The following is a 24,319-nucleotide window of genomic DNA, read 5'->3' as shown; positions in this document are numbered from 1 at the left end:
CCTCTGCTCACTCCTCAGCGCGGAATCACGCAGTCTCCACTTGCTTTGAAACACTGGCAATTGTGCGCAGGCTACTCATTTCTGAGGACGTCGGCGAGGCGCCGGACGGCAATCGAACTCCCGGCAAAGTGCAAACATCCAGCATTTCCTTCACCACCCCTCTAAACCGGATCCATTCCACCACATCCCCTGTGGCAAGGTTGATGACCTGCACGCCGCACCATGGGTCTGCATCACGCTTCCTCAACTCCTCATCCAACGGCAGACCTTTGAATGAGCCATCACGGGGTAGCGAGAGGCCAACGATGGCGTGGTTGTTGTGAAACGCCAATCCGCGAGCGAACCCCGGCAGGAAGCACCGTGGCTGGAATGCGCCGCTTGCAAGATCAATCACCCCTAGATGACCCGTGCCTGAGTTAATCACCCAGAGCTCGCCCTTATGCCAACGCGGCGAATGCGGCATGGAGAGTTTTTCAGTGATGACCTCATTGCTGGCAATGTCGATCAGACAACCGCCTTCATCCCGGCGATCCCGCCAACCATTGATCACATCCGCCCGGCTGACCATGGTTACATAAGCGGGTTTGCCACCCTTAAGCGCAATGCCATTGAGATGACACCGGTCTTCAGCTGCGTGTTTGGAGATGAAGTCGGGTGTCCACCAAGGGGCAAAGGAGTGGATGGGATGCAAGGTCGACAAGCAGGAGTACATGGTGTTTGCGAACACTATACCACCGTCGTCTGTGACCACGATGTCATGAATATCCAGATCACCCGTCGTATGCGCCACACGAGGTACATAATACTTGTCTGCATTCCCGACGCGTTGATCGTCCTCCAGAATATTCTCAAACCGGATCACCTGATTGGCGGTACCCAGAATCAACCGTTGCGGCTCTGCCCAAAGGCCCATGGCACGACCTGTGCCGATGGCGTGAAAGTGGATGCCTCCGCTGGGTTTGACCCCAACAAGAAACAGCTGCCCTGTTTGATAGGAGGAGATGGCAAGCGAAACCTGATGAGTGCTGAGCCATGTGGCCATACCGCGAGAGCACGAAATGTCATCGGGCTCCAACCGCTCTACAGCCTCTGTCGTTTGCGCAGGGTTGTTTGCTGAACCTGTCATCTCGTCCCCTTTCACTTCATTCTTGTTTGAAACTATAGGCTCATCCCACAGGATGGGCCTCAGCGAGTTATGAGGGTTCGAAAATTCCGAGGCTTAGAACTTGATCGTAAAATCTAACTCGATGACATGGATGGTTGCATTGTCGCCAAACTGACCGTTGTACTCCGCATTCACGAAGAGGTTTTCTGTGGCACGTGCATCGAGGCCGACTTCCAGCTCAAACGCATCTTGAGAGATGGGCGCACCATCCACCCCGAAGGCAGTGCTGCCCGCAAAGGCTAACAAGGCGGAAGGATCTGTATCCCCATAGGCATGGCGCCAGCTGAGGGATGCATTGACGTTGAACCAGTCATGGACATTATAAACACCCCGCACACCCAGATTGGTGAAGGTGCTGTCAAAGCTGCCACCCTGCTTGGTTAAGGCAGCAGTTCCGCCATCCTCTGCGAAGCCATCCGTGTGCACGTCGATGTATGAGACCCCTAGGAACGGCTCAAACGCGAACGCATCCATGACAGGAACCTCATAGTTCGCCTCAGCATAAAACTGCCAGCCGCGGCCTTTATAGCTGCTGTGCTCACGTTCATTAATGGTCGAGAAATCCACCGTTCGCGCGCCTTCAAGGAAGTGCCAATTGTAGATGCCTGCCAGAACAAAGCCGATATCCTTGGCTACTGTCTCCCCATAAATACCAATAGACCATGTGGTTGCTGAGCCGCTGGAGGAGCGGGCATCCTGCTTCACATTTGTGCGGCCATACCCGCCAAGCACGCCTGCAAGCGTTTCCTCGGCAAACTCCCGATCATACCCGAACAGCAAACCGCCCAAACTGTTATCTAATGACGCCGTATCGCTGGTGCCAAACGTGTTGGACCATGCACCGTAACCAATACCCCAGAAGTCGTTCCGCCGATCTGCTTCCAGATCCGTCGGATCCTCAGGCGCAAAAGCTGCGGATATGGAGCCAAGCGATGCATCAGCATTGCGGATACGGTTGTTGATCAATGCCATCCGGCGATAACTGTTCTCTACCAGCGCACCTTGAATGGAGGCATAGATTTCGCCGGAAAGATCATCATAAGCTGCACGCGCCTCAGCGCCGTTGGAAAGCCCAAGCAAAGCCTGCGGTAAGGGGTCTGAAAGCGGCAAGCTGTCCAAACCGATACAAGCCACAGATCGCTGATTTTCATTGCTAGCAAAGCCGCAAAAATTATCAGCAATGGCAGTGGCTGTCAGGTTCACGAAGTTTGCGCCATAAGACAAACTCCAATCAATAAATAACGTATCTTCAACGCTATCAAAAGTGCCTGTAACTCCACCGAGCACTTCCAGAATCGTAAATGTGCTCCCTGCAGTAAAAGTGGCACCAGTGGTGGAAACAACACCTCCCTGCAAATTTGCAGAGCCCGAGATATCCAGTACATCCCAGTTGCTCATGCTGGAATCGAATGTAACGAGCATCGAACCAGTAGTCTCATTTACGAAGTCACCAGTAATCGTGGTAATCTCAATACCGCTTTCTCCTCCGGGAGAGATAAGGCCTGCATTGGTAAGCGCATTACCTGCACCGAGAACAACGGAAGTTCCTGAGTTGAAAGTCGCACCACTCAGATTGTTAAAGGCGTTCGTTCCGGCGTCTAAGTCGATGCCATTGGTTGACGTGAGCGTGCCGGAATTGTTGATCGTATCGTCACCTGTGCCACCCTTAATGTCATCAGCCACGCCAGAGATTGCATTGGTGCCTGACAGGGAAAAGGTGGTGTCACCGACTGTTTGAATATTGATGCCAAACGACTGTGCATTGATGGTGCTGTTGGTCAGGTTGACCTGAAAGGTACTCGCAGGTGCAAGGCCATCTGAAATCAGTATCCCATCCGAGCTTGTGCCATTGGCGTTGATCGTTCCGCTATGAGTTACAGTGGCGGTGTTCTCTGAGTACACCATGATGCCGTGTGCTGTGTCGCCACCCGTTGTAATGGTACCGCTCTGGTCAATCGTGACAGCCCCAACGCCGCGAGCGCGTGCAAAAATACCGCGCGAGTCGTTACCAGCAGTGGTCAACGTTCCAACATGCGTGATGCTAACATCTCCCGTCCCATCAGAACGTGCAAACAAGGCTGTACTTGATGTGTCCGCTGTATCGACATTACCGGTCTGCGTGATGGTTATGGCACCTGTACTACCACCTTGCGTGGTCGCATAGATCCCTTAAGCATACATATTGCCAGTCGTGGCAATATCACCAGTATGGGTGATCGTAATCTCTTCAGACAAAACAGCTTCAATACCTCGGCTGTAATAGCCATCCGTTGTAATATCGCCGGTATGGGTGATTGTTACTGCATCAGCGTCCCTCACCTCAACACCAGAGGCGTATTGGCTTATCGTCTGAATACCACCGGTGTGCGTGAGGGAGACATCCCCACCATCTGGGTCCACCTCAATCGCGTTCCGGCCATCTGTCGAGATGATAAAGTCACCTGTATCACTGTTGATCGTGATATCGCCGTTGGACTCAAATAAAATGCCTGGAAGAAAAAAAGAGGGCGTGATGTTTGTCGTGACGTTTTCGATGATCAGATTGGTGTAGGCACCACCCGCGCCGCCCTGGATGTTGGCCCCAACCGACAAGTCTCCCGAACAGGTTACTGTTGATCCGTTGATGGAACATTGGGGTTGGGGTGACACAGATTGCGCGCGCACTGGCATGATTGCCACGCTCGGCAGCACAATGATGGCCGTGGAAAGAAGAAGAGATTGATAGAAGCCACCAGAACACAACAACCGTGCCGGCTTGAAAGATGTGACGCCGCCGCTCATTTAAACCCTCAGACTACAAAAACTAAGGCACTTAAATCTCTCGAGATACGCCGAGTACTGGTCTCTTTCGTCTGGCAGTGTGCAACTATGCCAAACAGATACACGTCAACAGGTTCACCTGAACTGCGAGTGGATGCCTTATAAGCGCAGACAAGCGATTTCGTTAACAAAGAGTTAAGAAGGGACAGTAGCGAGGCACACTCTTGTCACAAGCTTTGAAAAGTGGGGGCACTGGTTCAGCTGGATTCAACTGACGAGGGACATAAGAGATTCTTAGCGGAGTCAAGCTGTAGAACTTACTCCTTCACGCATGCGCTGAGCATATTGAGAACGCTCCTGAGACACTATCACGTCAGTTCAATACGCGTTTTGCAGGCAATCAATGCTTCGTAACTTACTGTAGAACCGCAGTTTTTAGAGTCATCAGTGGAAAGCTATCTAAACTATCATCACATATCAGTGAAGGTGCCTAATCAAAACAATCGATAAGGCATTCATTAACCCTTGCTCAGCTAGGGGATCTCCCTTGTATTTGCTTAGGGGAGAGCATCATGTCATTTCTAGGAAGAGTTGCAGGCTATGTATCTGTTGCCGTTGTGTTGGGGCTGGCCTCATCTCCCTTGAGTGCTGCAGACATCAATTCGCTGAAAGAGCAATATCGCCGACCGTTGGAAATTCCATTTCCAGAGAACGCCCCGTATTCTCCGCAGATGGCAACGCTTGGGAAGATGCTGTTCTTCGATCCTCGCTTGTCTGGTAATAAAAACATCAACTGCGTCAGCTGCCACAACCCGTCCTTCGGTTACGAAGTGCCCGTTCCGACCGCCGTTGGTTCCGCTAACACTCATCTTGGCCGTCAGGCTCCAACAGTCCTCAACGCCGCCTGGGTTGCCCCGATGTTTTGGGATGGCCGCGCCGAAACGTTGGAAGAGCAAGCTGCCGGACCAATCACCAATCCGGAAGAGATGGACGGCAAGTTTGACACCATCGTTGAGATTCTTGACGAGATCCCCGGTTACAACAAGTGGTTTGGTCTCGTCTTCCCACAGGACGGCATCACACGTGACACTGTGCTGACCGCAATCGCCACTTATGAACGCACGGTTGTTTCCGGCTGGTCTCCGTTTGACCGTTGGGTTGAAGGTGAGGAAAATGCTATTTCTGCCTCCGCCAAACGCGGGTTTGAGCTGTTTAACGGCAAAGGTGACTGTGCAGTCTGCCATACGGGTTGGAACTTTACGGACAACAAGTTCCACGACATTGGCACGCCGACAGAAGACATTGGCCGCGGGCTTTATGAAGAAGACAACCCCAAAGCCCAGTTCGCTTTCAAAACCCCGGGCCTGCGCAACCTGACGTACCGCGCCCCGTTCACCCACAATGGCAGTATTCCTGATCTGGAAACCATGATCGCCCATTACAATGCTGGCGGCATCGAGCGTCCATCCAGGTCCGAGCATGTGCGCCCGCTTGATCTGTCTGAACGGGAAGTTCAGGACCTCAAGGCATTCCTTGTTTCGCTGACCGCCGAGCGTACTGAAACGCCAATGCCAACACTGCCGAACTAAGGGCCGGATCCATGACTATTCGCAGTAAAATCTTCATTCCGATCCTCAGCCTCATTGTCGTCGCTATGGCACTGATGGCATTCCTTGTCTGGCAGGCAGCTGAAGGCCGTGAAAACCTTGGCCGTGTGACGCTAAAAGCACTGGAAGCGCAGCGCCTTTCCTTCACCATTGTCAACGACTTTGAGCACGCCAAAGAGGTGGTTGATACAGCACTCGCCATGACCACGTTCATTGAGCCCGAAGAGTTTCGCCGTGAGTTTAAAGACATCAACGCATCTCTGGGCATGGATATTGAGGAGACGCTAGAGGTCGCGCTCAATGACGAAATGCGGCAGGCCGTTCTCTCAGCACAGACCAGCTTTAAAAACTGGAGTAAAGATGCGGCTATCCTGCTGGGTATTACACCATCCCGCATGATCCCGACCAAAGAAAAGATCGAGCGCCACAATCAGGCACTTCGGGCTTCCATCAACGCGATTGTATCATCCACCGTTACCGCCAGTCAGTCAGCGCTTGCACAGGCCAATGCGGATGCACGGCGGCTGAACATCATTTCCCTCAGCTTTGCGTTGATCGCAGGTCTTGGTGGTCTTGGCTTTGCTCTCTGGCTCGCCAACAGTCTCAGCAAACCAATCGTCTCGCTCACCTCCAAGATGGATGAGCTTGCCTCCGGTGCGGTTGATGTGGACCTCAACCTTGCCGCCCGCAAAGACGAAATCGGCAAGATGCAGGACGCGGTCATGGTGTTCCGAGAGAACGCAATCGCCCGCCGTGAGCTGGAACAGCGCGCCAAAACAGAGCGCTCCCGCGAGCAATCGCGCCAACAACAAAAAGAAGAGGTTGTCGAACAGTTCCGCGTGGTTCTGGAACGCAATGTATCCATGCTTTCCAACCAGTCTATGGAAATGCGCAGTTCCTCTGAGCGCTTGTTCGATGTGGCCAATCAGGCAACCCAGCAGGCCAACAGCGCAGGCGAAGCCTCTGCCAGCGCGTCACAAAACGTGGAGACCGTTGCAGCGGCAGCGGAGGAGCTGTCTGTTTCTATCCAAAAGATCTCCAGCCAATCCACTCGCGCCAACACGCTGGTGACGTCTACCTCTGAAATCGCGCAGACCACGGACAATGAAGTCATTGCCCTTGCAAAGTCCGCTGAGCAAATTGGCACCGTTCTCAACCTCATCCGCGACATCGCCGAGCAAACCAACCTGTTGGCGCTCAACGCAACCATTGAGGCTGCGCGGGCAGGGGACGCGGGCAAGGGCTTTGCGGTGGTAGCAACAGAGGTGAAAACTCTGGCAAGCCAGACAGCGCACGCCACCGAGGAGATTTCGGCGCAGATCAACGGTATTCAGAGCTCCACGCGCAGCACAGTCGAAGCCATTGGCTCTATCACAGCGGCAGTAAAAGAAATCAGCGAGCTGACCTCCTCAATCTCTGATGCCGTTGAACAGCAGCAAATGGCAACCGCAGAGATCGCCCAGGCAGTTCAGGCAGCATCCGACGGAACAGCATTGGCCGCCAGCAACGTTGTTTCTGTCAGCGGCGCAATCAACGAAACAACCACTGAAGCCGGAGCAGCCAACAAGTCCTCAGCCTTGCTGGAGCAGGTCACCAACGACCTCTCCGCCGAAGTAGACACCTTCCTCACCCGCATAGCAGAAGAAGACACCCAACAGGCTGTCCGAGCTTAAGCGAGCCGCGTAAAACCTGAACTGCTGTAAAAGGCAGTTCAGGTCCACCTCCAAGTCCACCCATCGCACCCAAAACGCAAATTCCACCTGTGTTACAAATCCGTACAATTTTTGGGTTGCGTGATTTTCATATTAGAATATTAGAAAGTAATAATTAATAAGTCACAGCAGAGGTGGTCCTGTGACCCATCACAATGCGCCAAACAAAGATTTGCCTTTGGAAGACACTGGCATTTCGTCTATTTCCGGCAATGCTCGCAAGGGCTTGCCGTTCAAACGGATTATTCTGTTTGTCCCTGTCTTCATCGCCATCATGTTCACTGGTGGCGTCATGGGCATGTATTTCCAACCTGCTGGCCTGCGCCTGTTTTACGAGATGACGGGGCTGGAGCCGGGTGGTGGAAGCAATCAGAAAATTGCAGTTCCAATCAACACAACAGTGACCGAAGACGACATTAAAGCGCTGGAAGCTGGCGCTGTGGTGGCACTTGGTAAGCTGATCCCACGAGACGGTGTTTCAACCATCGCCTTGCCATACGGGGCAGGGGATGCCCGCATTGCGGAGTTGCCAGTCTCAGTCGGTGATTGGGTTGAGACGGGCACCGTGCTCGCCTCGTTGGACAACCGCCCTTCGCTGGAAGCCAGTGTGGAGGCGGCCAAGGCGGAAATCGCGGTTTCTGAGGCATCTCTCCGACAAGTACAGCTTTCCATCACTGCCAGTCAGGTGGAAAATGAGGCCGATCTGAACCGTTCCAAAACCAACGCAGATCTGGCACAGGCGGAACTGGAGCGTACCAAGTCGCTGTTCGCCCGCAAAGTCGTCACCCAGGCTCAGTTGGACCGCGCAGAAGCGGAGGCTGAAAGTGCATTGCTGGATGTGGCCCGCAAGGTCGCAACCTTGCAGCGCTACAGCGGTTCAGCCGATATCTCTCAGGCTGATGTCGAACTCGCCAAGCGTAAGTTGCACTCCGCTGCAATCGCTTTGCGCACTGCTGAAGTAAATCTCGAGAAATCCGTTGTCCGTGCACCGTTTGATGGCACCGTTCTGGACCTGTTGGTGCAGCCTGGTGAACGCCCATCTTCTGCTGGTCTCATTGAGTTTGGCAACACCCGCGAAATGACAGCGGAAATGGAGATTTACCAGAACCAGATTGGGCGTTTGAACATCGGCGATGCCGTCATTCTGCGGGCTGAAGCCCTGACACAGGAACTACGCGGGACGCTGACTGAGATTGGATTGATCGTTGGGCGACAGAACATCATTAGTGTCGATCCAGCCGCAAACACGGATGCGCGTGTGGTGACAGTTGTTGTGACGTTGGACGAGACGTCATCTGAACTGGCAGCCAACCTCACCAATCTGGAGATCCTCGGTTACTTCCAGCCAGCAATCGACGAGGCATCCAAGTGACCCGGTTTCTCACATGGGTGCTGGGCCGGTTGCCCATTGGCTGGCTGCAACTGACGCACAACAAAGGCCGTTTCGCCGCTGCGCTCGCTGGTGTCGCCTTCGCCAACGTATTGGTGTTCGTACAACTTGGCATGATGGGGGCTCTAACTGGCTCTACTTTGCAACCCTATGAGCTGTTTGAGGCGGACATTCTGATTTCTGCGTCTGATGCTAAGTCTCTCACCGAAGGTGGCAATGTTGCCCGAGTGCACATGCTGCAAGCGCTGACCCTGCCGGAAATTGCAGCAGCAGCTCCTGTTTATATCGCCAAGGTGGATTGGCGGGTACAGAAAGACCAGGTCGCCGGTTTGCAACTGGTTGGACTTCCCATTGAGGCCATTGACTTCATGGCTCCTGTGCTGCGTCCTCAGTTTTTGCAGCTGGCTTTGCCCGATACTGCACTGGTGGACCGCAAAACACGTGGTGGAACAGAGGAGTTTTTCAACTCCCTCTCACCGGAAACACCTGCTGTGTTTGAGATGAACAACCGCCAGATCAAACTGATCGGCACCTTGCAGATTGGTGCTGGCTTTAGTGCCGATGGTAATCTGGTGATGTCTGACCAGAGCGTCCTTCGGCTGTCACCCTCCCGCAGTTCCGGTGCCCCAGACCACATATTGCTGAAGGTGCAAGAAGGCGCTTCTGTTGAGCGAGCGGTTGAACTGCTGAAGCAGGTATTGCCGACAGATACCCTGAAAATCCGCAGTTTCGCCAAGGCGGCATCAGATGAACAAGCCTACCAGACCTCAGAAAAGCCAGTCGGCATCATCTTCGGGTTTGGCACTATCATCGGTGTGCTGGTGGGCATCGTCATCGTGTATCAGGTTCTCAGCACTGATGTGGCCGATCATCTGAAGGAATATGCCACCTTCAAGGCAATGGGGTTCAGTGAAGGTTTCTTCCTCAGCATCATCTTTGAGGAAGCCATGGTCCTTGCTGTGCTTGGGTTTTTCCCCGGTGTGTTTGCTGCCATGGGCATTTACAAGATGCTGGCATTGAAATCCGGCCTCCCGGTGGGACTCACATTGGCACGAGCGCTCATTGTTTTCCTCGGCACGCTAGCCGCCTGCGCACTTTCCGGCACCATTGCAACGCGTCGATTGGCACATGCTGATCCAGCTGACCTGTTTTAGCGGAGCTGATGATGACATACACACCACATGCTCCAATCAGTGTTTCCAGTCTCAACCATTGGTTTGGCGAAGGAGAAGCCCGTAAGCAGGCTATCTTCGATGTTAACTTCGAGATCGAAAAAGGCAGTCTAACCGTGCTGATGGGGCCGTCCGGGTCCGGCAAAACCACCCTGCTAACGCTCATGGGTTGCCTCCGTGATGTCCAGAAGGGCCAGCTCGCCTTGCTAGGTCATGAACTACATAGCGCGGACGAGACAATGAAGATCATGTTGCGGCGACGCCTTGGCTTTATCTTTCAGGCGCATAATTTGCACGAAAGCCTGACGGCGACCCAGAACGTACTGATGGGGCTGCAGGTTCACCAAAACGGCGTAAAGGCAACAGTTGATGCGGCACAGCAAGAGAAGGCTGCACGGCATATGCTCAGCATTCTGGGCCTGGAAGATCGCAGTGATTATCTGCCCGCCCATCTTTCCGGCGGACAGAAACAACGCGTTGCTATCGCGCGCGCACTGGTTTCCTCACCAGATATCATCTTTGCAGATGAGCCGACTGCTGCTCTGGACAAGGACACCGGGCTGACAGTGGTCAAGCTGCTCAAAGAGCTGGGAGAGAAGCGTGGCATCACCACGGTGATGGTCACTCATGACAACCGTATCCTGCAATTGGCGGATCGTATTCTGACCATGGATGAGGGGCATCTGGTTGAGGAAGCTGTACCTGCATGATCTCACAAACGAATACATGCAAGCGCCCGTTACACCTTGCGACAAACTATTACAACATTCCCGTTGAAGCGATAGTTGGCTCAACTATTCTAACCTCTAGCAAGCTCAAATCATTCTTATACGGGTATATACATAACTAGACTATGCAAAGACAAGAAATAGACAATGGCAGCCAATGCGGCGCCAGAAGATTTATTTCAGATAGAACAATCAAAACAAAAACACCCCCATCAAATACTAGGCAATCACCAAACACGGAGAAATCCATGCGTAAACTATTGATCACTGCGCTGGTCGCTATGACTGCAACTTCGGCTTTTGCAGCAGACACAACCAAAGACGACGTCGTAGAAGCCCGCCGCGCTTACTTCACCCTGCTTGGGCATGATATGGGCACACTGGCAGCCATGGCAAAAGGCGAAGTTGAGTACAGTGTTGAAAAAGCAAAAGCGGCTTCTGGCAACATGATGACTGTTGCTAGCTACAATGCAGCTGGCCTGTACACTCCAGGCACATCCAACGTCGATCTGCCGGGCAAAACCCGCGCCCTTCCGGTGATCTGGGAAGACATGGCTGGCTATCAGGCCAAGGGAAAAGAATTCTATCAGGCACTTGTTGCATTGAATGATGTCGCTGGCGAAGGTCGTCCTGCATTGGGCAAAGCACTCGGCAAACTTGGCGGCACCTGCAAAGGCTGCCACAAAGAATTCCGCGCGAAGGACTTCTAAAAATGACGGTTGCGAGCACTGATCATTCCTTGGAAACGCAGAAGAAAACAGGAGCCTCTGTTTGGGACCTGCCACTGCGCCTGTTCCATTGGCTTTTCGCGGGCAGTGTTGCCGCCGCGTGGGGTTTGGGCAAGTTTGGGCCAGACGTTATGACGCTGCATTTCTGGTTTGGCTATGCAGTGCTCGCCCTCATTGTGTTCCGACTGGTCTGGGGTTTCATTGGCTCAGAGACAGCTCGTTTCTCAAGCTTTGTTTACAGCCCCAAAACGCTGTTCTCCTACATCGCAAAACTGCCAAAACGGCAGGCAAGCAACTGGAAGGGACATAACCCGCTTGGCGGCCTGTTCGTTTTCCTTTTGCTTGGAGTGATTGGAGCGCAGGCGGCACTGGGACTGTTCGCAGATCCGGAGGACTACATCAATGTTGGGCCATTGGCCTCGTGGGCGGGGATAGACAGCGCCCGCACTGCATTGGCGTGGCATGGCATATTAGCCCGTGCAACGCTCATTCTGGTGGTTCTGCACGTGGCAGCGATCTTCTTCTACCGTTTGTGGAAGCGGGAAGATCTTGTCACCCCAATGATCACAGGCTATCGAAAAGCCAAGTGATCTTCGCAATAAATCAGACCGGAGCAGCAACATCTGCTCCGGCTTTTCTTTGCCTAAGAGGTTTCAGTTTCCCGCGCTTTCGCCGTCCGTTTGATCGGCGGTTCCTCAATCGGGTTATTTTCTATCATCCAGGGTTTGTAGCTGATCTCCGGATTGTTCGCTCGCTTAAGAACACTCGGATGAACGTGCGGCTGCCCGCGTTCTCGTGCGTTCAGATCCAACCGCGGCCACATTCTTTGCTTCACTTTGTAGATGTACTCAAAGATGCCTTCACGCGGATTATGGATCGTGCCTGTCTCATCCGGATTTAATTTGGCAACCAGCGCTTTGCGACTGCTTTCATGAATGCGCAAGCCGTTCCGTTCTGCGTGCTCCAGCATCCAATTGAATGTGATGTCTGAAAGCCGGGTGTCCTCATAACCTCCACCAACATCAGTGTGCACACCTGCAAACCAGGTCTGCTGCATGATCTGATTTGGCGCGGTACTCTCATTCCACAAAACAGGGTGAAACACTTCACGTTCATCATCGATGGATAAAGCGTGGTAAGCATTCTTCACCGCTGCAGGCAATGTCAGGTCATGGAACTCATGTTTGAAGCCGGGCAGTTTGTTGATTGCTGCGGAAAGGGGTTTCCAAGGCAGCCCAAGCGCTGCGACCGTATCCCACACGCCGATAAACTCAATGTCTGCCCACATATTGTGGTGCTTTTCGCGAAATTCCTGTGCTTTGGCTTTTCGCACATGACAATCACTGATCTGGTAAATCTTGTAGGCTTTGGCGATCAGTTCTGGTCGGGATTTGGGTAGGATGCCGAACATCTCGATGAAACCTGCAAGGCTACGCACGGTGGTGGCGCCGCGGCTGAAGCCGAACAGGTAGATCTTATCCTTGGCCTGATAATTCTCGAAGATAAACTGATAGCATTCCATCAGGTTCTTGCTGATACCAAGCCCGGTGGCATTGCCCAGTAAACGCGTAATACGAGAGCGGTGCGCCTTCGTCCCCAATCCGCGATCATAAAACAGCACTTGTCGTTTGGTTCTGTTTTCGCAGATTCTAAAGAGCTTATAGACGTTCGTGTCCGGGCCTTCGCCGCCCTCCTGACCAGTTCCGTCTGAAAACACCACTATGTTCTTCACCATGGCCTACCTCCCAAAACTGCAGTGTCACTTAAACTTAATCAGCAAACGCAGGTAAGTACAGCTTATGCGAGCACCTACACCTCATGCACCCCACACATTCTCATGAGCCAGACAAAAAGAAACCCGGAGAGGGGGATCTCCGGGCTTCTGTTTTAGAAGAGAGGGTTCGGATGGAGGTGGCCGTCCTAGCCCTTATGCTTCTGGCAAAAAGGCCAGCCCCTCTTCTTTGAGATGGATGAAGGCTTCTGCGCCTGTTGGAATAACCGTTGCACTCAGATTGTGATCAATGGCGAACAGCTTGCCAAATCCGGTGTTGAGGGAGTACTGGATCTGGTTGCCGAGATAAGCTGCGTAAGCAATGCCCGCAGCGATGCCATTGGTCCCATCTTGTGTCACAGTGATGCCTTCTGGACGGATCGCCAGCTTACCATGCTGACATGCCGGTCCGGAGTAAGGCAGAACAACAGAAGCCCCACCAACTTTCAGTGAAACTGTCCCTTCACTGAAACCTGCAATCTCACAATCCACCACGTTTGCATCACCAATAAAGTCCGCAATAAACGCGGAATTCGGCTGGTTGTAGAGCTCTCGCGGAGTACCAGACTGTGCAATCTCCGCTTTGTTCATCACGATGATGCGGTCAGAAACAGCCATCGCTTCTTCCTGATCGTGCGTCACATAGACAGCGGTCAGACCAAGCTTCTGCTGAATTTCGCGGATCTCTTCACGCACGTGACGACGCAGTTTCGCATCAAGGTTGGAAAGCGGTTCATCGAGCAACAGCACTTCCGGTTCCAGCACAACAGCGCGAGCAACTGCCACGCGCTGCTGCTGACCACCGGAAAGCTCACTTGGCAGGCGCTCGCCGTAACCAGCCAGACCAACCATCGCCAAGCCTTCTTCTGCTTTGGCTTTGGCTTCCTTGGCAGGCACCTTATTGACGCGCAGGCCGTAGGACACGTTGTCGACCACGCTCATATGCGGGAAGAGTGCGTAGGATTGGAACACCATGGACACATTGCGGTACGTTGCGGTCAGGTGAGTGACATTCTTACCACCGATGTAGATGGTGCCTTCAGTTGCGGCTTCCAACCCGGCGATGAGACGCAGAGTGGTGGTTTTTCCGCAACCACTTGGGCCGAGCAGAGTGACAAGCTCACCCTGCTGGATTTCCAGGTTGAGAGGCTTCAGTGCGGTGACAGAACCGTATTTTTTGACGACATCCCGGAACTGTACAGAGCCTGCTTTTTGCATAATAGACATGATTTACTCCAGAAACTCTAGGATTAAGCTGAAGCCAGCTCTTTGTTTTTGTTTGAGGTTTGCAGACGGTTCTGACGACGCAGCTTGCGCTGTCCAATGACGACCTGCAGCAGCAGGATTGCCACGAGCATGGTGATGATCAGCACAGAGGAGTACGCAATCGCGATGCCGTACTCACCATGTTCAACACGGCCCACGATGAACGAGGTTGCCATGTTGTGACGCGCACTCACCAGGAAGATCACCGCACTCACAGACGTGATGGCACGAACGAAGCTATACGCCAGAGCTGCAAGGATCGCTGGCCCCATCAAAGGCAGGATCACCTTGCGAACAGTGGTGAAGCTGTTTGCTCCAAGCGTGATGGAGGCTTCATCAAGGCTCTTATCCAGCTGAGACATAGCCGCGATACCACCACGAACACCCACAGGCATGTTGCGGAATACGAACACAATGATCAGGATGATGCTTGTGCCGGTTAGCTCGATTGGTGGTGTGTTGAAGGCCATGATGTAAGCCACACCAATCACAGTGCCCGGAATTGCAAAGCTGAGCATTGTGCTGAACTCAAACAGGTTCTTGCCAGCAAACTTCTGACGCACCAGCAGGTAAGCGGTGAGCAGGCCAACAACAGCAGTAAGTGGTGCTGCAATGGTGGAGATGGTCAGCGTGGTGAAGTAACTGTCCCACGCCACACCCGTCCAGCGGATACCGTTGTTAAAGCTGACAGAGAATGCCCGAATGTAGTGATCCAGCGTGAAGGTGTTATCATAACCCCAAAGCTTCACGAAGCTGCCGAATACGATCATGGAATAGACGACGGCTGTGAACGCTGCCCATGGCAATGCAAAGCCGTAGCATGTCCATTTAAGCGCAGAGTTCAGCGGCGAATGCTGGCCGGAGTCAGCCTTGCCTGTAACAGTCGCATAGGATTTTTTGCCGAGCCACAAGCGCTGCGCCACAAAGGCAGACAGGGTGAGCATGAGCAAGACAACAGCCAGAACAGCCGCTCTGGATGGGTCAGCCACAGCACCAACAATGGCGAAGTAGATCTCAGTAGACAGGACGTTGAAGTTGCCCCCCAGCACCAGCGGGTTGCCGAAGTCGGCGATACTTTCAATGAAGCCAAGCAGGAAGGCATTCGCCAAACCCGGACGCATCAGAGGCCATGTGACGTTCTTGAAGGTCTGCCACTGAGTAGCGTTGAGGGTTTGAGAGGCTTCTTCCATGGAAGGGCTGACGCCCTCAACCACACCGATGAGCACGAGGAAGGCAATCGGCGTAAAGGAAAGCAGCTGCGCGAGATAAATGCCTGAGAAACCGTAGAGCCAACGGCTTTTCGAGATGTCAAAAACATCATGCAGCACATCTGTCACTACACCAGCACGGCCGAACATGAGGATCAGCGCCAGACCAATCACAAAGGGAGGAGTGATGATTGGAATAATGGTGAGAATGCGCAGCAGCTTTTTCGCAGGAAACGCGGTTTTGGTCGCGACCAGCGCAAAGGCAAGGCCGAGAAGGGTTGTACCAGCACCGGTGAGCACTGCGAGGAAAACAGAGTTCCAGGCCGGACCACAGGTTTTGCCACCAGCAAGGCAGGCAAGGCTCCAGATATCACTGGAGAAGAAGCGTGTGAAGAACAAGGCAATGTCAATACCTCCATCACTTGCTTCAAACGCGCGGATCAGGATCTGGGAAACCGGATAGAAAACGAAGGTGGTCACCAGAGCAATAATGAGGCCGATGCTGCCAACGATGAACGCATCACCGCGGCCCTGACCAAGACCAGAAATGCTGGTGGTGAGGATAAAGAGGAGAGCACCGGCGGTTATCATCGCCCCAGAGCCAAAGCCAACCTGACCTGCTGCAGCTGAGCCGAAGTTGAGAGTATCAATGAATAGCTCTGGTCCGACTCTGCCAATTGCAAAGCCCTGCGCAAACAACAGAGCAAGGCCTGTCATAGACAGAATAACAAGGGCCTTTGCCCGGGTTCGTTCGTCTTCCAGCAAAGCAAACGACAGACCTATGCCGACGAATGCCAATGCTAATGGAACAAACCACCAGCGGCCATAAAGCAGAGCTTGGAAGAGGGCAGGTGCGGCGTCTTCGCTAAGGAATTCGCTGAACAACCAGCGAAAAGACCAAAAGCCGCTTTCTACTGAGTACCAGGGAAATATGCAAAATCCCACTATTCCGGCGGCGAACCAGAGCGCAATTGTCTTTCGCATGATGTTGATCCGAGAGTTTTGTATTGGCGCAAGCACGAATACGATGCAACGCATATAGGGTGAAGGGCGGACAGAGAATAAGTCCGCCCTTCAACGCTCGATTTACTTAGTGAGAAGCGTTTTTAACTTCTTCGTTCCAGCGCTTCAGCAGACGCTCACGAGTGGAACGCTCACCATATGTCGCAAAGTCGTAGTCGATCAGCTTGATGCTTGCGAGATCTGGGGACTCAGGAGCAACGGATGCTTTGGAGTTGGAAGGAACCTGGAAAGACTTCACTTCAACAGAACGGGACTGAACGTCTGGACGCAGAGCATATTCTACAAACTGCTTCGCCAGTTCAGGATGCTTTGCACCTTTGATCACGCTCACAGCACCAACTTCGTAACCAGTGCCTTCACAAGGCGCTACGATTTTCAGCGGGAAGCCGGAGCCAGCCAGTTTCACCATGTCATGCATAAAGCCGATGGAGATGGTTGTTTCACCGCGAGCTGCAGCTTTACTTGGTGCGGAACCGGACTTTGTGTACTGGTTCACGTTCTTGCCGATTTCAGTCAACAGACGGTAGGCTTCATCTTCACCAAACAGCTGAACGAAGGTTGCGAGCTCAGTGTAAGCCGTGCCGGAGCTGTTCGGGTTAGCAACCTGAATTTCACCAGTGTAGGCAGGATTTGTCAGGTCTTTCCAGCAAGCTGGTGCAGGCAGGCCGCGCTCTTCCAGAACTTCGGCGTTATATGCAATGCCGAGCGCGCCAGCGTAGATGCCAACAGTGCCGCCGTTTGAGATTTTGTGCATGTTAGATGCCCAACCCAACAGGTCACTGGTGTCAACGCCCGGATCCTGTGTCAGGCCCTCAAATGCAGCGATCAGGTGTGGATCGCCAGTACCACCCCACCATACGTCAATCTTAGGGTTGCTTGCTTCTGCACGTACCTGAGCGAGTGTTTCGCCAGTGCTTTTGCGAACCATCAGTACTTCGTTACCGGTTTCATCCTCAAAACCGCGTGCCATCAACTCACACCAGTCCTGCTCAGCACCGCAGACCATGTTGAGTTCTTCAGCAGAAGCTGTTGCTGGAAGTGCAGCAAGGAGGCCCACAGCAGCAAGACCACCTAAAAGAGCGTTTTTCATTATCTTCTCCCAAGTCTAAACGCATGTAGGTGTAACAACTTACAAGTACACCCACATAATCCCATAACTTGATTAGAAAATTACATGAAACATCACAGGAGTGCTTATGATTTACAGTTAAGTATGTTCCTATTTAGCAGATATATATTTTAAATGTTACATTTATTACAGAAATGAGTTACATATGAAATATTAGAATTATTGATGACAAGGCACTTTCCCGTGCATTGTCGCCGCAATCTGAAGAAAATCAAAAACGACCTCCAAGTATGCGTCTGGGAGCATGGTACGGGTTGCGAGGAAGGTTACTTAAATGACCGAGAGTTGGGATGGGTCACCCTCAAAGGTAGCTGTCGTTGATGACGACCCGGCTATTCGCGAGGTCTTGCAGGAACTGCTGCATGAATACGGGTTTCAGGCACTGCCATGCCACGGAAGCAAAGAGCTTATCGCGCTCAAAGAGCTGAAAAGCCTTGATCTGGCAATCATAGATTTGAAGTTGGATGGTGAAAGCGGCATGATGCTCGCTCAACGCCTGCGAACATCCTACGATTTTCCTATCATCCTACTCACCGGCACAGGTGATGAAGTAGACAAGATCGTCGGACTGGAAACGGGTGCGGATGACTTTCTGATGAAGCCGTTCAATCCACGCGAACTGATCGCTCGCATTCGTGCCGTTCTGCGCCGTTACAAGCGCAACGTTCCTGCAGAACCGGAGCCCACAGTCGCGCTCGCTGCACCTCAAACTCCCAACGCTGGGATCATTCCTCTCGGTGAACTCTCTTTCATCTGCGATGAGCGGCGGTTACTGGACAAGAACCTACGGGAAATTAGCCTGACAAACTCTGAGTTACGCCTTCTGGAGTTTCTCATAGAGAACCCGAACCGCCCGATTGATCGCGTAGAACTGCTGGAGTATCTAGGGGGCGATCTTTCCCGCTATATGGACCGCACCGTCGATGTTTTGATCCTGCGTTTGCGCCGGAAGATTGAGGCCAATCCATCCAAGCCCGTCTTTTTGCAGACCCGCCGCGGCAAAGGCTATGTCTTCGCACTGGATGAAGCCGCTGTAGATCTGCCATGACCCTTCTGCCTCAACGCTTGAAAGCTCTGCTTTCCATCAAAACACGTTTGCTGGCAGCCATCACACTGCTGACTTTTGCAACACTGTTTGCAGGGTCGATCGCTTGGTATTGGCTGGACCAAGCCAACGTGAAACTCGTTGGGCACTACCAAAAAACCATTGAAGCAATCGCAAGCTCACTCCAACTGGCTAATAAATCAGCAGGTCTGGTGAGTTCAGCTCCCTTCATCCTGAATCTTTCCTCGGTCTATCAGATCGAAAATGAAGGCTCTCGCTTGCTTGTTGAGCTGAGTAAGGCAGAACAGCAATATCGAGACAATTTCCCACTTGCACGACAACAGGGCAGTCTTGGGCGTTTTCTGCCGCAAGTGCAGCAAAACCTCTCACTCATGCGCTCTCAGGTGGCTGTGCTGGTCAACGCAGCTCAGCAAATCAGCGAGTCTGAGGATCAGGTCCGCACCCTGCTTGTTGATCTCACTAAGATGGAGCGCGTCGCAGTCAAAAATTCCTCTACGTTCTACCAGAATGCAGAGGAACGTGAGGCGTGGCAGGGGATTGGGCAAGCAGCGAATCTGCTGATTTCCGCAGCTCATGTGACCGATTTCCTCAGTCTGGGCGAGCTGCGTCGCCGCTATCATCTGCAAATGGCTGATCTGGAGGGCATATCTGCCCTTGAGGTTCAGGAAGCCGTTGCAGCGCTGAAGACAATCGCAGAGGACAACGCAGGCCTTTATGCCATTCGTCATCTGGCGATGGCGGGACAACTGGAAGCTCGCAACGCACTTTTCAAAATCAAATCCAGCGCGCAATTGATCAACCAGCTGGTGGCTGAATTCGTACGTCTGTCCGGCAACGAAATCGCCAAGCAAAGACAGGAAACATCCTCCTACATCTCCAGCGCACAGCTTGTTGTTCTGCTCACAGGCATCGCAAGTATTCTGCTGGCTTTAATGTCGGCACATTACATCGCCGGATATGTAACCAAAAACATCAACCGCATCTCCCATGCCATGTCCAGTCTGGCAAAGGGCAATCACACCACCGTACTCCCACGTCCTGCACGGCAGGATGATGAGATCACACGGCTGTTGCACTCTTTCCGCATTTTCCGCGCTAACTCCATCCGGTTGCGCCGCATTTATGGCCAGTTGCAGCGTAAGACAGAGCTGTTCGAGACCACCTTTAACTGCATTGCTGAAGGGCTGGTTCTGACCAACGATGCCCATGATATGACGGCCTGGAACCCGCGTCTGGCAGAAACGCTTCGCATCAGTGAGGCGGAGATCGATACGGCCAAAGACATTCGTGTGCTCATCCAGAATTCAGGGTTCAGATGGAAGGATGAAAACGTCCGCCCACATGGCACGCGCTTTCGCTTTGCAGAACTGATAGATGATGACGGTATCCTGATCGAAGTGCGCAAAAGCCCGCTACCTGAAGGTGGTGCAGTCTGGTCATTTTCTGATGCAACGGACCGTCGTTTTGTTCAGGAACAGGCGCAACAAAAACAAAAGCTGGAAAGCCTTGGGCAGCTGACGGGTGAAGTGGCCCATGACTTCAACAACATCCTGACCAGCATCTCTGGCAGTGTCGGAATAATTGAGCGTAAAAGCTCAAAACTCATTGATCTGAAAGGTAACATCCAGCGCATTCACAGCGCAGTAGAGATGGCCACCAACCTGACACAGCGCTTGCTTGCCTTCGCCCGCAAACAGCACCTTGAGCCAGAGGTCGTTGAGATCAACCATCTCATTAAGAGTGTGGCTGAGATCATTTCCTTGAGCATCGATGAGCGGATTATCCTGACGACAGATTTACCGGAGGGCACAACCTATGTGCGCATCGATCCCGGCCAACTGGAAAGCGCTCTGCTGAACCTTTGCATCAATAGCTCCCATGCCATTTCTGATGCAGGCACCATCTCTATTCACGTCGTCGTCAATGGGTCCGAGAGCGTTTCCATCAGTGTGACTGATGATGGGTGCGGTATGGATCAGGAAACGTTGGAGCATGTTTATGAGCCCTTCTTCACTACCCGACGCACCTCTGCAGGATCTGGGCTTGGGTTGAGTATGGTTTTCGGCTTCATTAAGCAATCTGGTGGGGAAATGGGTATCACCAGCGAGAAGAAGGAGGGGACAACAGTAACCCTCGTCATTCCGCAGGCTCCAATGGAAGATTTTGTACCCAACACCGCGATCACATTTGACCAGCCTCGCCGCATTCTGGTGGTTGAGGATGATCTGCAAACTCTATTACGCGCCAAGACTATGCTGCAGGAGATGGAGCTAATCTGCATCGAAGCCAACAGCTACGGCTCTGCCAAGGTCCTTATCGAGAACGGAACCAAGTTTGACATTCTTTTCACGGATGTTCAGCTTGAAGATGGCAAAATCGGATGGGATCTGGCTGAAGCCAGCATCAAAGCCTGCGCAGACCAAAAAGTGGTCGTCACCTCAGGCCGTTTCCCCAAAGCACTGGAACCACAAACACAGAGTTTGGAGCGGATTACACGACTGGCTAAGCCTTACAGCAAGGAGCAACTGGCCGAAGCTTTGCTCAGCCAGATAAAGCAGTTTGAGGCTGCTGACTAAGGCTTTGCATCAGTGCCTGTTCTCTGCCCAAAGCGCATCAATGAATTGATGTTGATCACAACCTGCATGACAAGCCTGCGAAAGAGCATAACACCGAGCATCATGACAAAACTCTCTGTCTTTCATACTGCAACCCTTGCCAGCTAATGCCGCTGCGCCGCACTCAGGTTCAAGGGCATGCGAAGCGAGGCCTTCAGAAAGGTCGGTTTTCTTCGGTTCAAACAATCTTGATAAAGAAAGCATAGTCAGTCGCCTTTATTCTACGAAGTTTTCGCGGAGAACCACGGGCAGGAAATGGATCAGGTAAAGAGTGAAAGCGAGCGCAAACAGGCTCCAGGCCAGTGGCATTACATCCAGATCTGGGAGAAGCAGTGGGCCGAGCGAACGGACCAGACAAGCGCTTATGAGGGAGAGGATCGCGGCTCCAAGCAGCTTGGAAAGCTTCAGCGAATATCCCGCATGCCGCAGTCCCGCGATGGTCAAAACCATAAAGGTCGCCAGAGATAAACCGCCGATGAAGATCATATGCTGACCGGAAACATAAGAGCCAGCTGACAGCAGTCCAAGCAATCCGCCAGCCTCCAAGGCAAAGCCAACTCCAAAGAACCAGTAAACCAGATAAAGCGCTTTTGCGAAGGAAGTTCGTAAAGCGCCAGCCATATGCCAGTCCTGCAGGATGTTGAGCACTGCACAGGCAGACGCCAGCGCCAGCCATCCTTGCAACGCATCAGAAACACCCAGCACCTTGGCAAGAGTAAACGCAGAGATGCAGAACAGCGCTGCACGCCTCATTGGTGGGCGCGGAACAAAAACGGCGCCATCATCTCGCGTGGACAAAGCATCATTCACAATCACCATGGAAACAGGTGCAAGCGCGGTGAGGACCATCAGGACAAACGCCCCCTCCGCAATCGCAAGCCCCTGATTAAGAACGCCAATCTGCGTGTACTCCCAAAAGCAAACAAGCTGCGCCACGCAAAGCAGAAGCACCGGCCACATGAGATGGCGCATCTTGGCACGCCAGAGCCTTGGCAAAATAACAATCAGTAATGCTGCAGGAAGGAGAGCCTGAACTGCAAAGACAACAGTTGGCGAAAGCACGCCAAGCATCCAGAAAGCAACGCGGCCCGCCAGCCAAAGCGCGCCAAGCCCCGCCAATTGTGCGCCTGCAATTTTTGGTGTGTTTGACCAGGAGGGGACAGCAGTGGTCAAAAAGCCTGCCATCGCCCCTGTGAAAAAGCCAAAGAACATCTCATATTGATGGAAGAGGAGAGGATCTGCATCCAGCGGAACTGGCAACACATCAGCAAGCACAAGCCCCCATACGACGATGGAGAACACCGCATAAAGCGCTGACAGTGGAAAGAAGACGCGGAACCCTTCAGAAAACACTGGAGCATCAAAAAAAGAAACCTGTTGTGCAGGCACATGGGAAAGCTCAGTCATACGAGTTGCTCCCAATTGCTCATGTTGAACAGCTGCGCAATCCGATCATCTGCCAGCAAGCTGGCTTCAAGTTCCAAAAGGTTTCGACGCGTACGCTCGGAGCGAGCCAGTGGCACTTCATATTCCTTGGCAAAATGACCCGGATCCGGCGCCATGACCAAAACACGGTCGCTCAAAGCCAAAGCCTCTGTCACATCGTGAGTGACCATCAGAACGGAACACTGTTTCTCATCAACTTCATGCAACACCAACCGGTAAAGATCGCGGCGGCGGCCAATGTCGAGAGCGCTAAACGGCTCATCTAAAAACAGCAAATCAGGTTCTACTGCGAGCGCACGCGCCAACGCGCCACGCTGACGCATGCCACCGGAGAGCTCTGAGGGATACTTGATCAGATCATCCTCAGTGAAACCCATGGCATAAGCGACGGCCCGTGCCTTCTTCATACGCTGGAACTTGGAGAACTTTTGTCCCTGAAGACCAAAGCTGATATTGTTCAGAAGGCTCTTCCATGGCAACAACCGGTGCTCCTGAAACAGGATCGCCGTTCGATCTGCAGCGCTTGAGATCTTCCCGGAACTTGCCTCAATCAACCCAGCTGCGATGCGTAGAAAAGTCGACTTCCCACATCCAGATGGGCCGATGATACTGACTACTTCCCCTTTTTTCAGCTCCAGCGCACTCGGCGCCAGTGTTTGCTGCAAAGGATGATAGCGGTGGTCTTCCACTGAGACAGATAAAACGGTTGGCTTTGTGTCTGCTGCGCCACTTGGCACGACGGAGAGCAGGGGAGCTGTATCATTCAGCATGCTTCCAACCCTCCACATAATCTTTCACCGGGTTGAGCAACATACCTTCGATGACCAGCAACAGACCAACAACCACAACGATCCACGCCATAGTGGACGCGGTATCGATGTTGACGCGTGCTTCAGCAAGGCCAGCACCAATGCCACGCGTACTGGAGAGAAGTTCTGCCATCACCACAACTTTCCAGCTCAACCCCAACGCTGTTGCCCATGCCGGAAAGAGGTAGGAGACGATTTGCGGTGCCTGCACCTGCCAGAACCGCTGAACCAGCGGCACATGAAAACTCTGTGCCATCTCATCCAGCTCCCTCTCCCGCATCCGCACGCCTTGCAGAGCTCCTGCAAAAATGAGCGGGATCGTGGAAATGAACACTGTAAAGATCGGCGTGCCATCATCGCCACCAAACCAAAGCAGCGCGAGCACTATCCATGCAATTGGCGGCACCCCAAGGGCCACAGTGATGAACGGTTTACAAAGCAGCGACAGTGTATTGGACCAACCGGCTATCAAACCGAAGAAAATACCGAAAGCGCTCGCAAGCAGAAAACCAGCAAAGGCTCGCTTGGCTGTGATCAGAATGTATTCGAGCCCGGATGGCAAAGCGACAAGATCCACCAACCGGCTCAATGCTTCCAATGGCGCAGGCAACACCAAAGACCCGAAGGTCTCAAAACCGACTTGCCATAGCGCGAAAATGAGAAATACCCCGGCAAGTGTGCCCCAACCACTCCAAAGTTTACTCATTAACGTCGATAGCATGTG

19 protein-coding genes are annotated in these 24,319 nt (G+C 52.8%); 9 read left to right on the top strand and 10 right to left on the bottom strand.

Features of this window, described 5'->3' with window-relative positions:
* Nucleotides 1-25: 25 nt before the first annotated feature.
* The 3 genes from PsAD26_RS09430 to PsAD26_RS09420 all read right to left on the bottom strand — a co-directional run bounded on the left by PsAD26_RS09430 (nucleotide 26) and on the right by PsAD26_RS09420 (nucleotide 3,946).
* Nucleotides 26-1,126, bottom strand: coding sequence for a TIGR03032 family protein (locus PsAD26_RS09430; RefSeq protein WP_063310188.1), 1,101 nt, complete (start codon nucleotides 1,124-1,126; stop codon nucleotides 26-28).
* A gap of 93 nt (nucleotides 1,127-1,219) precedes the next feature.
* Complete coding sequence (locus PsAD26_RS09425; protein WP_208985600.1) at nucleotides 1,220-3,241, bottom strand: autotransporter domain-containing protein; 2,022 nt, start codon at nucleotides 3,239-3,241, stop codon at nucleotides 1,220-1,222.
* A gap of 93 nt (nucleotides 3,242-3,334) precedes the next feature.
* On the bottom strand, nucleotides 3,335-3,946 hold the full coding sequence (locus PsAD26_RS09420; protein ID WP_063310187.1) for a hypothetical protein: 612 nt from the start codon (nucleotides 3,944-3,946) through the stop codon (nucleotides 3,335-3,337).
* Nucleotides 3,947-4,497: 551 nt separating this feature from the next.
* On the opposite strand from PsAD26_RS09420, the gene PsAD26_RS09415 reads away from it, so the two are divergent.
* From PsAD26_RS09415 to PsAD26_RS09385, 7 genes are all read left to right on the top strand, one after another.
* On the top strand, nucleotides 4,498-5,514 hold the full coding sequence (locus PsAD26_RS09415) for a cytochrome c peroxidase (RefSeq protein WP_063310186.1): 1,017 nt from the start codon (nucleotides 4,498-4,500) through the stop codon (nucleotides 5,512-5,514).
* A gap of 11 nt (nucleotides 5,515-5,525) precedes the next feature.
* Complete coding sequence (locus PsAD26_RS09410) at nucleotides 5,526-7,205, top strand: methyl-accepting chemotaxis protein (protein WP_063310185.1); 1,680 nt, start codon at nucleotides 5,526-5,528, stop codon at nucleotides 7,203-7,205.
* Nucleotides 7,206-7,386: 181 nt separating this feature from the next.
* Nucleotides 7,387-8,616 (top strand): HlyD family efflux transporter periplasmic adaptor subunit, encoded by a 1,230-nt coding sequence (locus PsAD26_RS09405; protein ID WP_063310184.1) that lies wholly within the window; start codon nucleotides 7,387-7,389, stop codon nucleotides 8,614-8,616.
* A complete protein-coding gene (locus PsAD26_RS09400) occupies nucleotides 8,613-9,788 on the top strand; it encodes an FtsX-like permease family protein (RefSeq protein WP_063310183.1) in 1,176 nt (391 codons plus the stop codon). The genes PsAD26_RS09405 and PsAD26_RS09400 overlap by 4 nt, the downstream gene beginning before the upstream one ends.
* A gap of 11 nt (nucleotides 9,789-9,799) precedes the next feature.
* Complete coding sequence (locus PsAD26_RS09395) at nucleotides 9,800-10,516, top strand: ATP-binding cassette domain-containing protein (RefSeq protein ID WP_063310182.1); 717 nt, start codon at nucleotides 9,800-9,802, stop codon at nucleotides 10,514-10,516.
* Between the two features lie 266 nt (nucleotides 10,517-10,782).
* The gene (locus PsAD26_RS09390; RefSeq protein ID WP_063310181.1) at nucleotides 10,783-11,244 is read left to right on the top strand and encodes a cytochrome c; all 462 of its coding nucleotides are present in this window, start codon (nucleotides 10,783-10,785) and stop codon (nucleotides 11,242-11,244) included.
* Nucleotides 11,245-11,246: 2 nt separating this feature from the next.
* Entirely contained in the window at nucleotides 11,247-11,852 is a 606-nt protein-coding gene (locus PsAD26_RS09385; protein WP_063310180.1) for a cytochrome b/b6 domain-containing protein, read from the top strand.
* Between the two features lie 53 nt (nucleotides 11,853-11,905).
* Here the strand turns inward: PsAD26_RS09385 and PsAD26_RS09380 are convergent, their stop codons facing one another.
* The 4 genes from PsAD26_RS09380 to PsAD26_RS09365 form a co-directional block, all read right to left on the bottom strand.
* Nucleotides 11,906-12,997: a DUF2235 domain-containing protein gene (locus PsAD26_RS09380; RefSeq protein ID WP_063310179.1), complete on the bottom strand. Its 1,092-nt coding sequence runs from the start codon at nucleotides 12,995-12,997 to the stop codon at nucleotides 11,906-11,908.
* Nucleotides 12,998-13,189: 192 nt separating this feature from the next.
* Nucleotides 13,190-14,260 (bottom strand): ABC transporter ATP-binding protein, encoded by a 1,071-nt coding sequence (locus PsAD26_RS09375; RefSeq protein ID WP_063310178.1) that lies wholly within the window; start codon nucleotides 14,258-14,260, stop codon nucleotides 13,190-13,192.
* A gap of 23 nt (nucleotides 14,261-14,283) precedes the next feature.
* Nucleotides 14,284-16,491 carry an iron ABC transporter permease gene (locus PsAD26_RS09370; RefSeq protein WP_063310436.1) on the bottom strand — a complete coding sequence of 736 codons (2,208 nt, stop codon included), beginning with the start codon at nucleotides 16,489-16,491 and terminating at the stop codon, nucleotides 14,284-14,286.
* 106 nt (nucleotides 16,492-16,597) lie between these two features.
* On the bottom strand, nucleotides 16,598-17,620 hold the full coding sequence (locus tag PsAD26_RS09365; RefSeq protein WP_063287769.1) for an ABC transporter substrate-binding protein: 1,023 nt from the start codon (nucleotides 17,618-17,620) through the stop codon (nucleotides 16,598-16,600).
* 313 nt (nucleotides 17,621-17,933) lie between these two features.
* Between PsAD26_RS09365 and PsAD26_RS09360 the strand changes: the two genes are divergently transcribed.
* Entirely contained in the window at nucleotides 17,934-18,707 is a 774-nt protein-coding gene (locus PsAD26_RS09360; RefSeq protein ID WP_063310177.1) for a response regulator, read from the top strand.
* Complete coding sequence (locus PsAD26_RS09355; RefSeq protein WP_063310176.1) at nucleotides 18,704-21,301, top strand: ATP-binding protein; 2,598 nt, start codon at nucleotides 18,704-18,706, stop codon at nucleotides 21,299-21,301. The genes PsAD26_RS09360 and PsAD26_RS09355 overlap by 4 nt, the downstream gene beginning before the upstream one ends.
* A gap of 255 nt (nucleotides 21,302-21,556) precedes the next feature.
* On the opposite strand, the gene PsAD26_RS09350 is transcribed toward PsAD26_RS09355, so the two are convergent.
* Genes PsAD26_RS09350 through PsAD26_RS09340 form a run of 3 tightly spaced genes read right to left on the bottom strand, consistent with a single transcriptional unit; the run spans nucleotide 21,557 to nucleotide 24,316 of the window.
* Nucleotides 21,557-22,747 (bottom strand): NnrS family protein, encoded by a 1,191-nt coding sequence (locus PsAD26_RS09350; protein ID WP_063310175.1) that lies wholly within the window; start codon nucleotides 22,745-22,747, stop codon nucleotides 21,557-21,559.
* On the bottom strand, nucleotides 22,744-23,556 hold the full coding sequence (locus tag PsAD26_RS09345; protein ID WP_063310174.1) for an ATP-binding cassette domain-containing protein: 813 nt from the start codon (nucleotides 23,554-23,556) through the stop codon (nucleotides 22,744-22,746). Before PsAD26_RS09345 ends, PsAD26_RS09350 begins: the two co-directional genes overlap by 4 nt.
* Nucleotides 23,546-24,316: an ABC transporter permease subunit gene (locus tag PsAD26_RS09340; RefSeq protein WP_084403638.1), complete on the bottom strand. Its 771-nt coding sequence runs from the start codon at nucleotides 24,314-24,316 to the stop codon at nucleotides 23,546-23,548. Before PsAD26_RS09340 ends, PsAD26_RS09345 begins: the two co-directional genes overlap by 11 nt.
* Nucleotides 24,317-24,319 lie beyond the last annotated feature (3 nt).

It is taken from the genome of Pseudovibrio sp. Ad26, from assembly GCF_001623285.1.
GTDB lineage: Bacteria > Pseudomonadota > Alphaproteobacteria > Rhizobiales > Stappiaceae > Pseudovibrio > Pseudovibrio ascidiaceicola.
Note: the sequence above shows the minus strand (reverse complement) of the source record. Positions and strands in the feature narration are given on the sequence as shown.

Bases quoted from the DNA above. Each gene is read 5' to 3' on its own strand.
- PsAD26_RS09430 (WP_063310188.1), bottom strand. From the start codon at position 1,126: ATGACAGGTTCAGCAAACAACCCTGCGCAAACGACAGAGGCTGTAGAG.
- PsAD26_RS09420 (WP_063310187.1), bottom strand. From the start codon at position 3,946: ATGAGCGGCGGCGTCACATCTTTCAAGCCGGCACGGTTGTTGTGTTCT.
- PsAD26_RS09415 (WP_063310186.1), top strand. From the start codon at position 4,498: ATGTCATTTCTAGGAAGAGTTGCAGGCTATGTATCTGTTGCCGTTGTG.
- PsAD26_RS09410 (WP_063310185.1), top strand. From the start codon at position 5,526: ATGACTATTCGCAGTAAAATCTTCATTCCGATCCTCAGCCTCATTGTC.
- PsAD26_RS09395 (WP_063310182.1), top strand. From the start codon at position 9,800: ATGACATACACACCACATGCTCCAATCAGTGTTTCCAGTCTCAACCAT.
- PsAD26_RS09390 (WP_063310181.1), top strand. From the start codon at position 10,783: ATGCGTAAACTATTGATCACTGCGCTGGTCGCTATGACTGCAACTTCG.
- PsAD26_RS09385 (WP_063310180.1), top strand. From the start codon at position 11,247: ATGACGGTTGCGAGCACTGATCATTCCTTGGAAACGCAGAAGAAAACA.
- PsAD26_RS09380 (WP_063310179.1), bottom strand. From the start codon at position 12,997: ATGGTGAAGAACATAGTGGTGTTTTCAGACGGAACTGGTCAGGAGGGC.
- PsAD26_RS09375 (WP_063310178.1), bottom strand. From the start codon at position 14,260: ATGTCTATTATGCAAAAAGCAGGCTCTGTACAGTTCCGGGATGTCGTC.
- PsAD26_RS09370 (WP_063310436.1), bottom strand. From the start codon at position 16,491: ATGCGAAAGACAATTGCGCTCTGGTTCGCCGCCGGAATAGTGGGATTT.
- PsAD26_RS09365 (WP_063287769.1), bottom strand. From the start codon at position 17,620: ATGAAAAACGCTCTTTTAGGTGGTCTTGCTGCTGTGGGCCTCCTTGCT.
- PsAD26_RS09360 (WP_063310177.1), top strand. From the start codon at position 17,934: ATGACCGAGAGTTGGGATGGGTCACCCTCAAAGGTAGCTGTCGTTGAT.
- PsAD26_RS09355 (WP_063310176.1), top strand. From the start codon at position 18,704: ATGACCCTTCTGCCTCAACGCTTGAAAGCTCTGCTTTCCATCAAAACA.
- PsAD26_RS09350 (WP_063310175.1), bottom strand. From the start codon at position 22,747: ATGACTGAGCTTTCCCATGTGCCTGCACAACAGGTTTCTTTTTTTGAT.
- PsAD26_RS09345 (WP_063310174.1), bottom strand. From the start codon at position 23,556: ATGCTGAATGATACAGCTCCCCTGCTCTCCGTCGTGCCAAGTGGCGCA.
- PsAD26_RS09340 (WP_084403638.1), bottom strand. From the start codon at position 24,316: ATGCTATCGACGTTAATGAGTAAACTTTGGAGTGGTTGGGGCACACTT.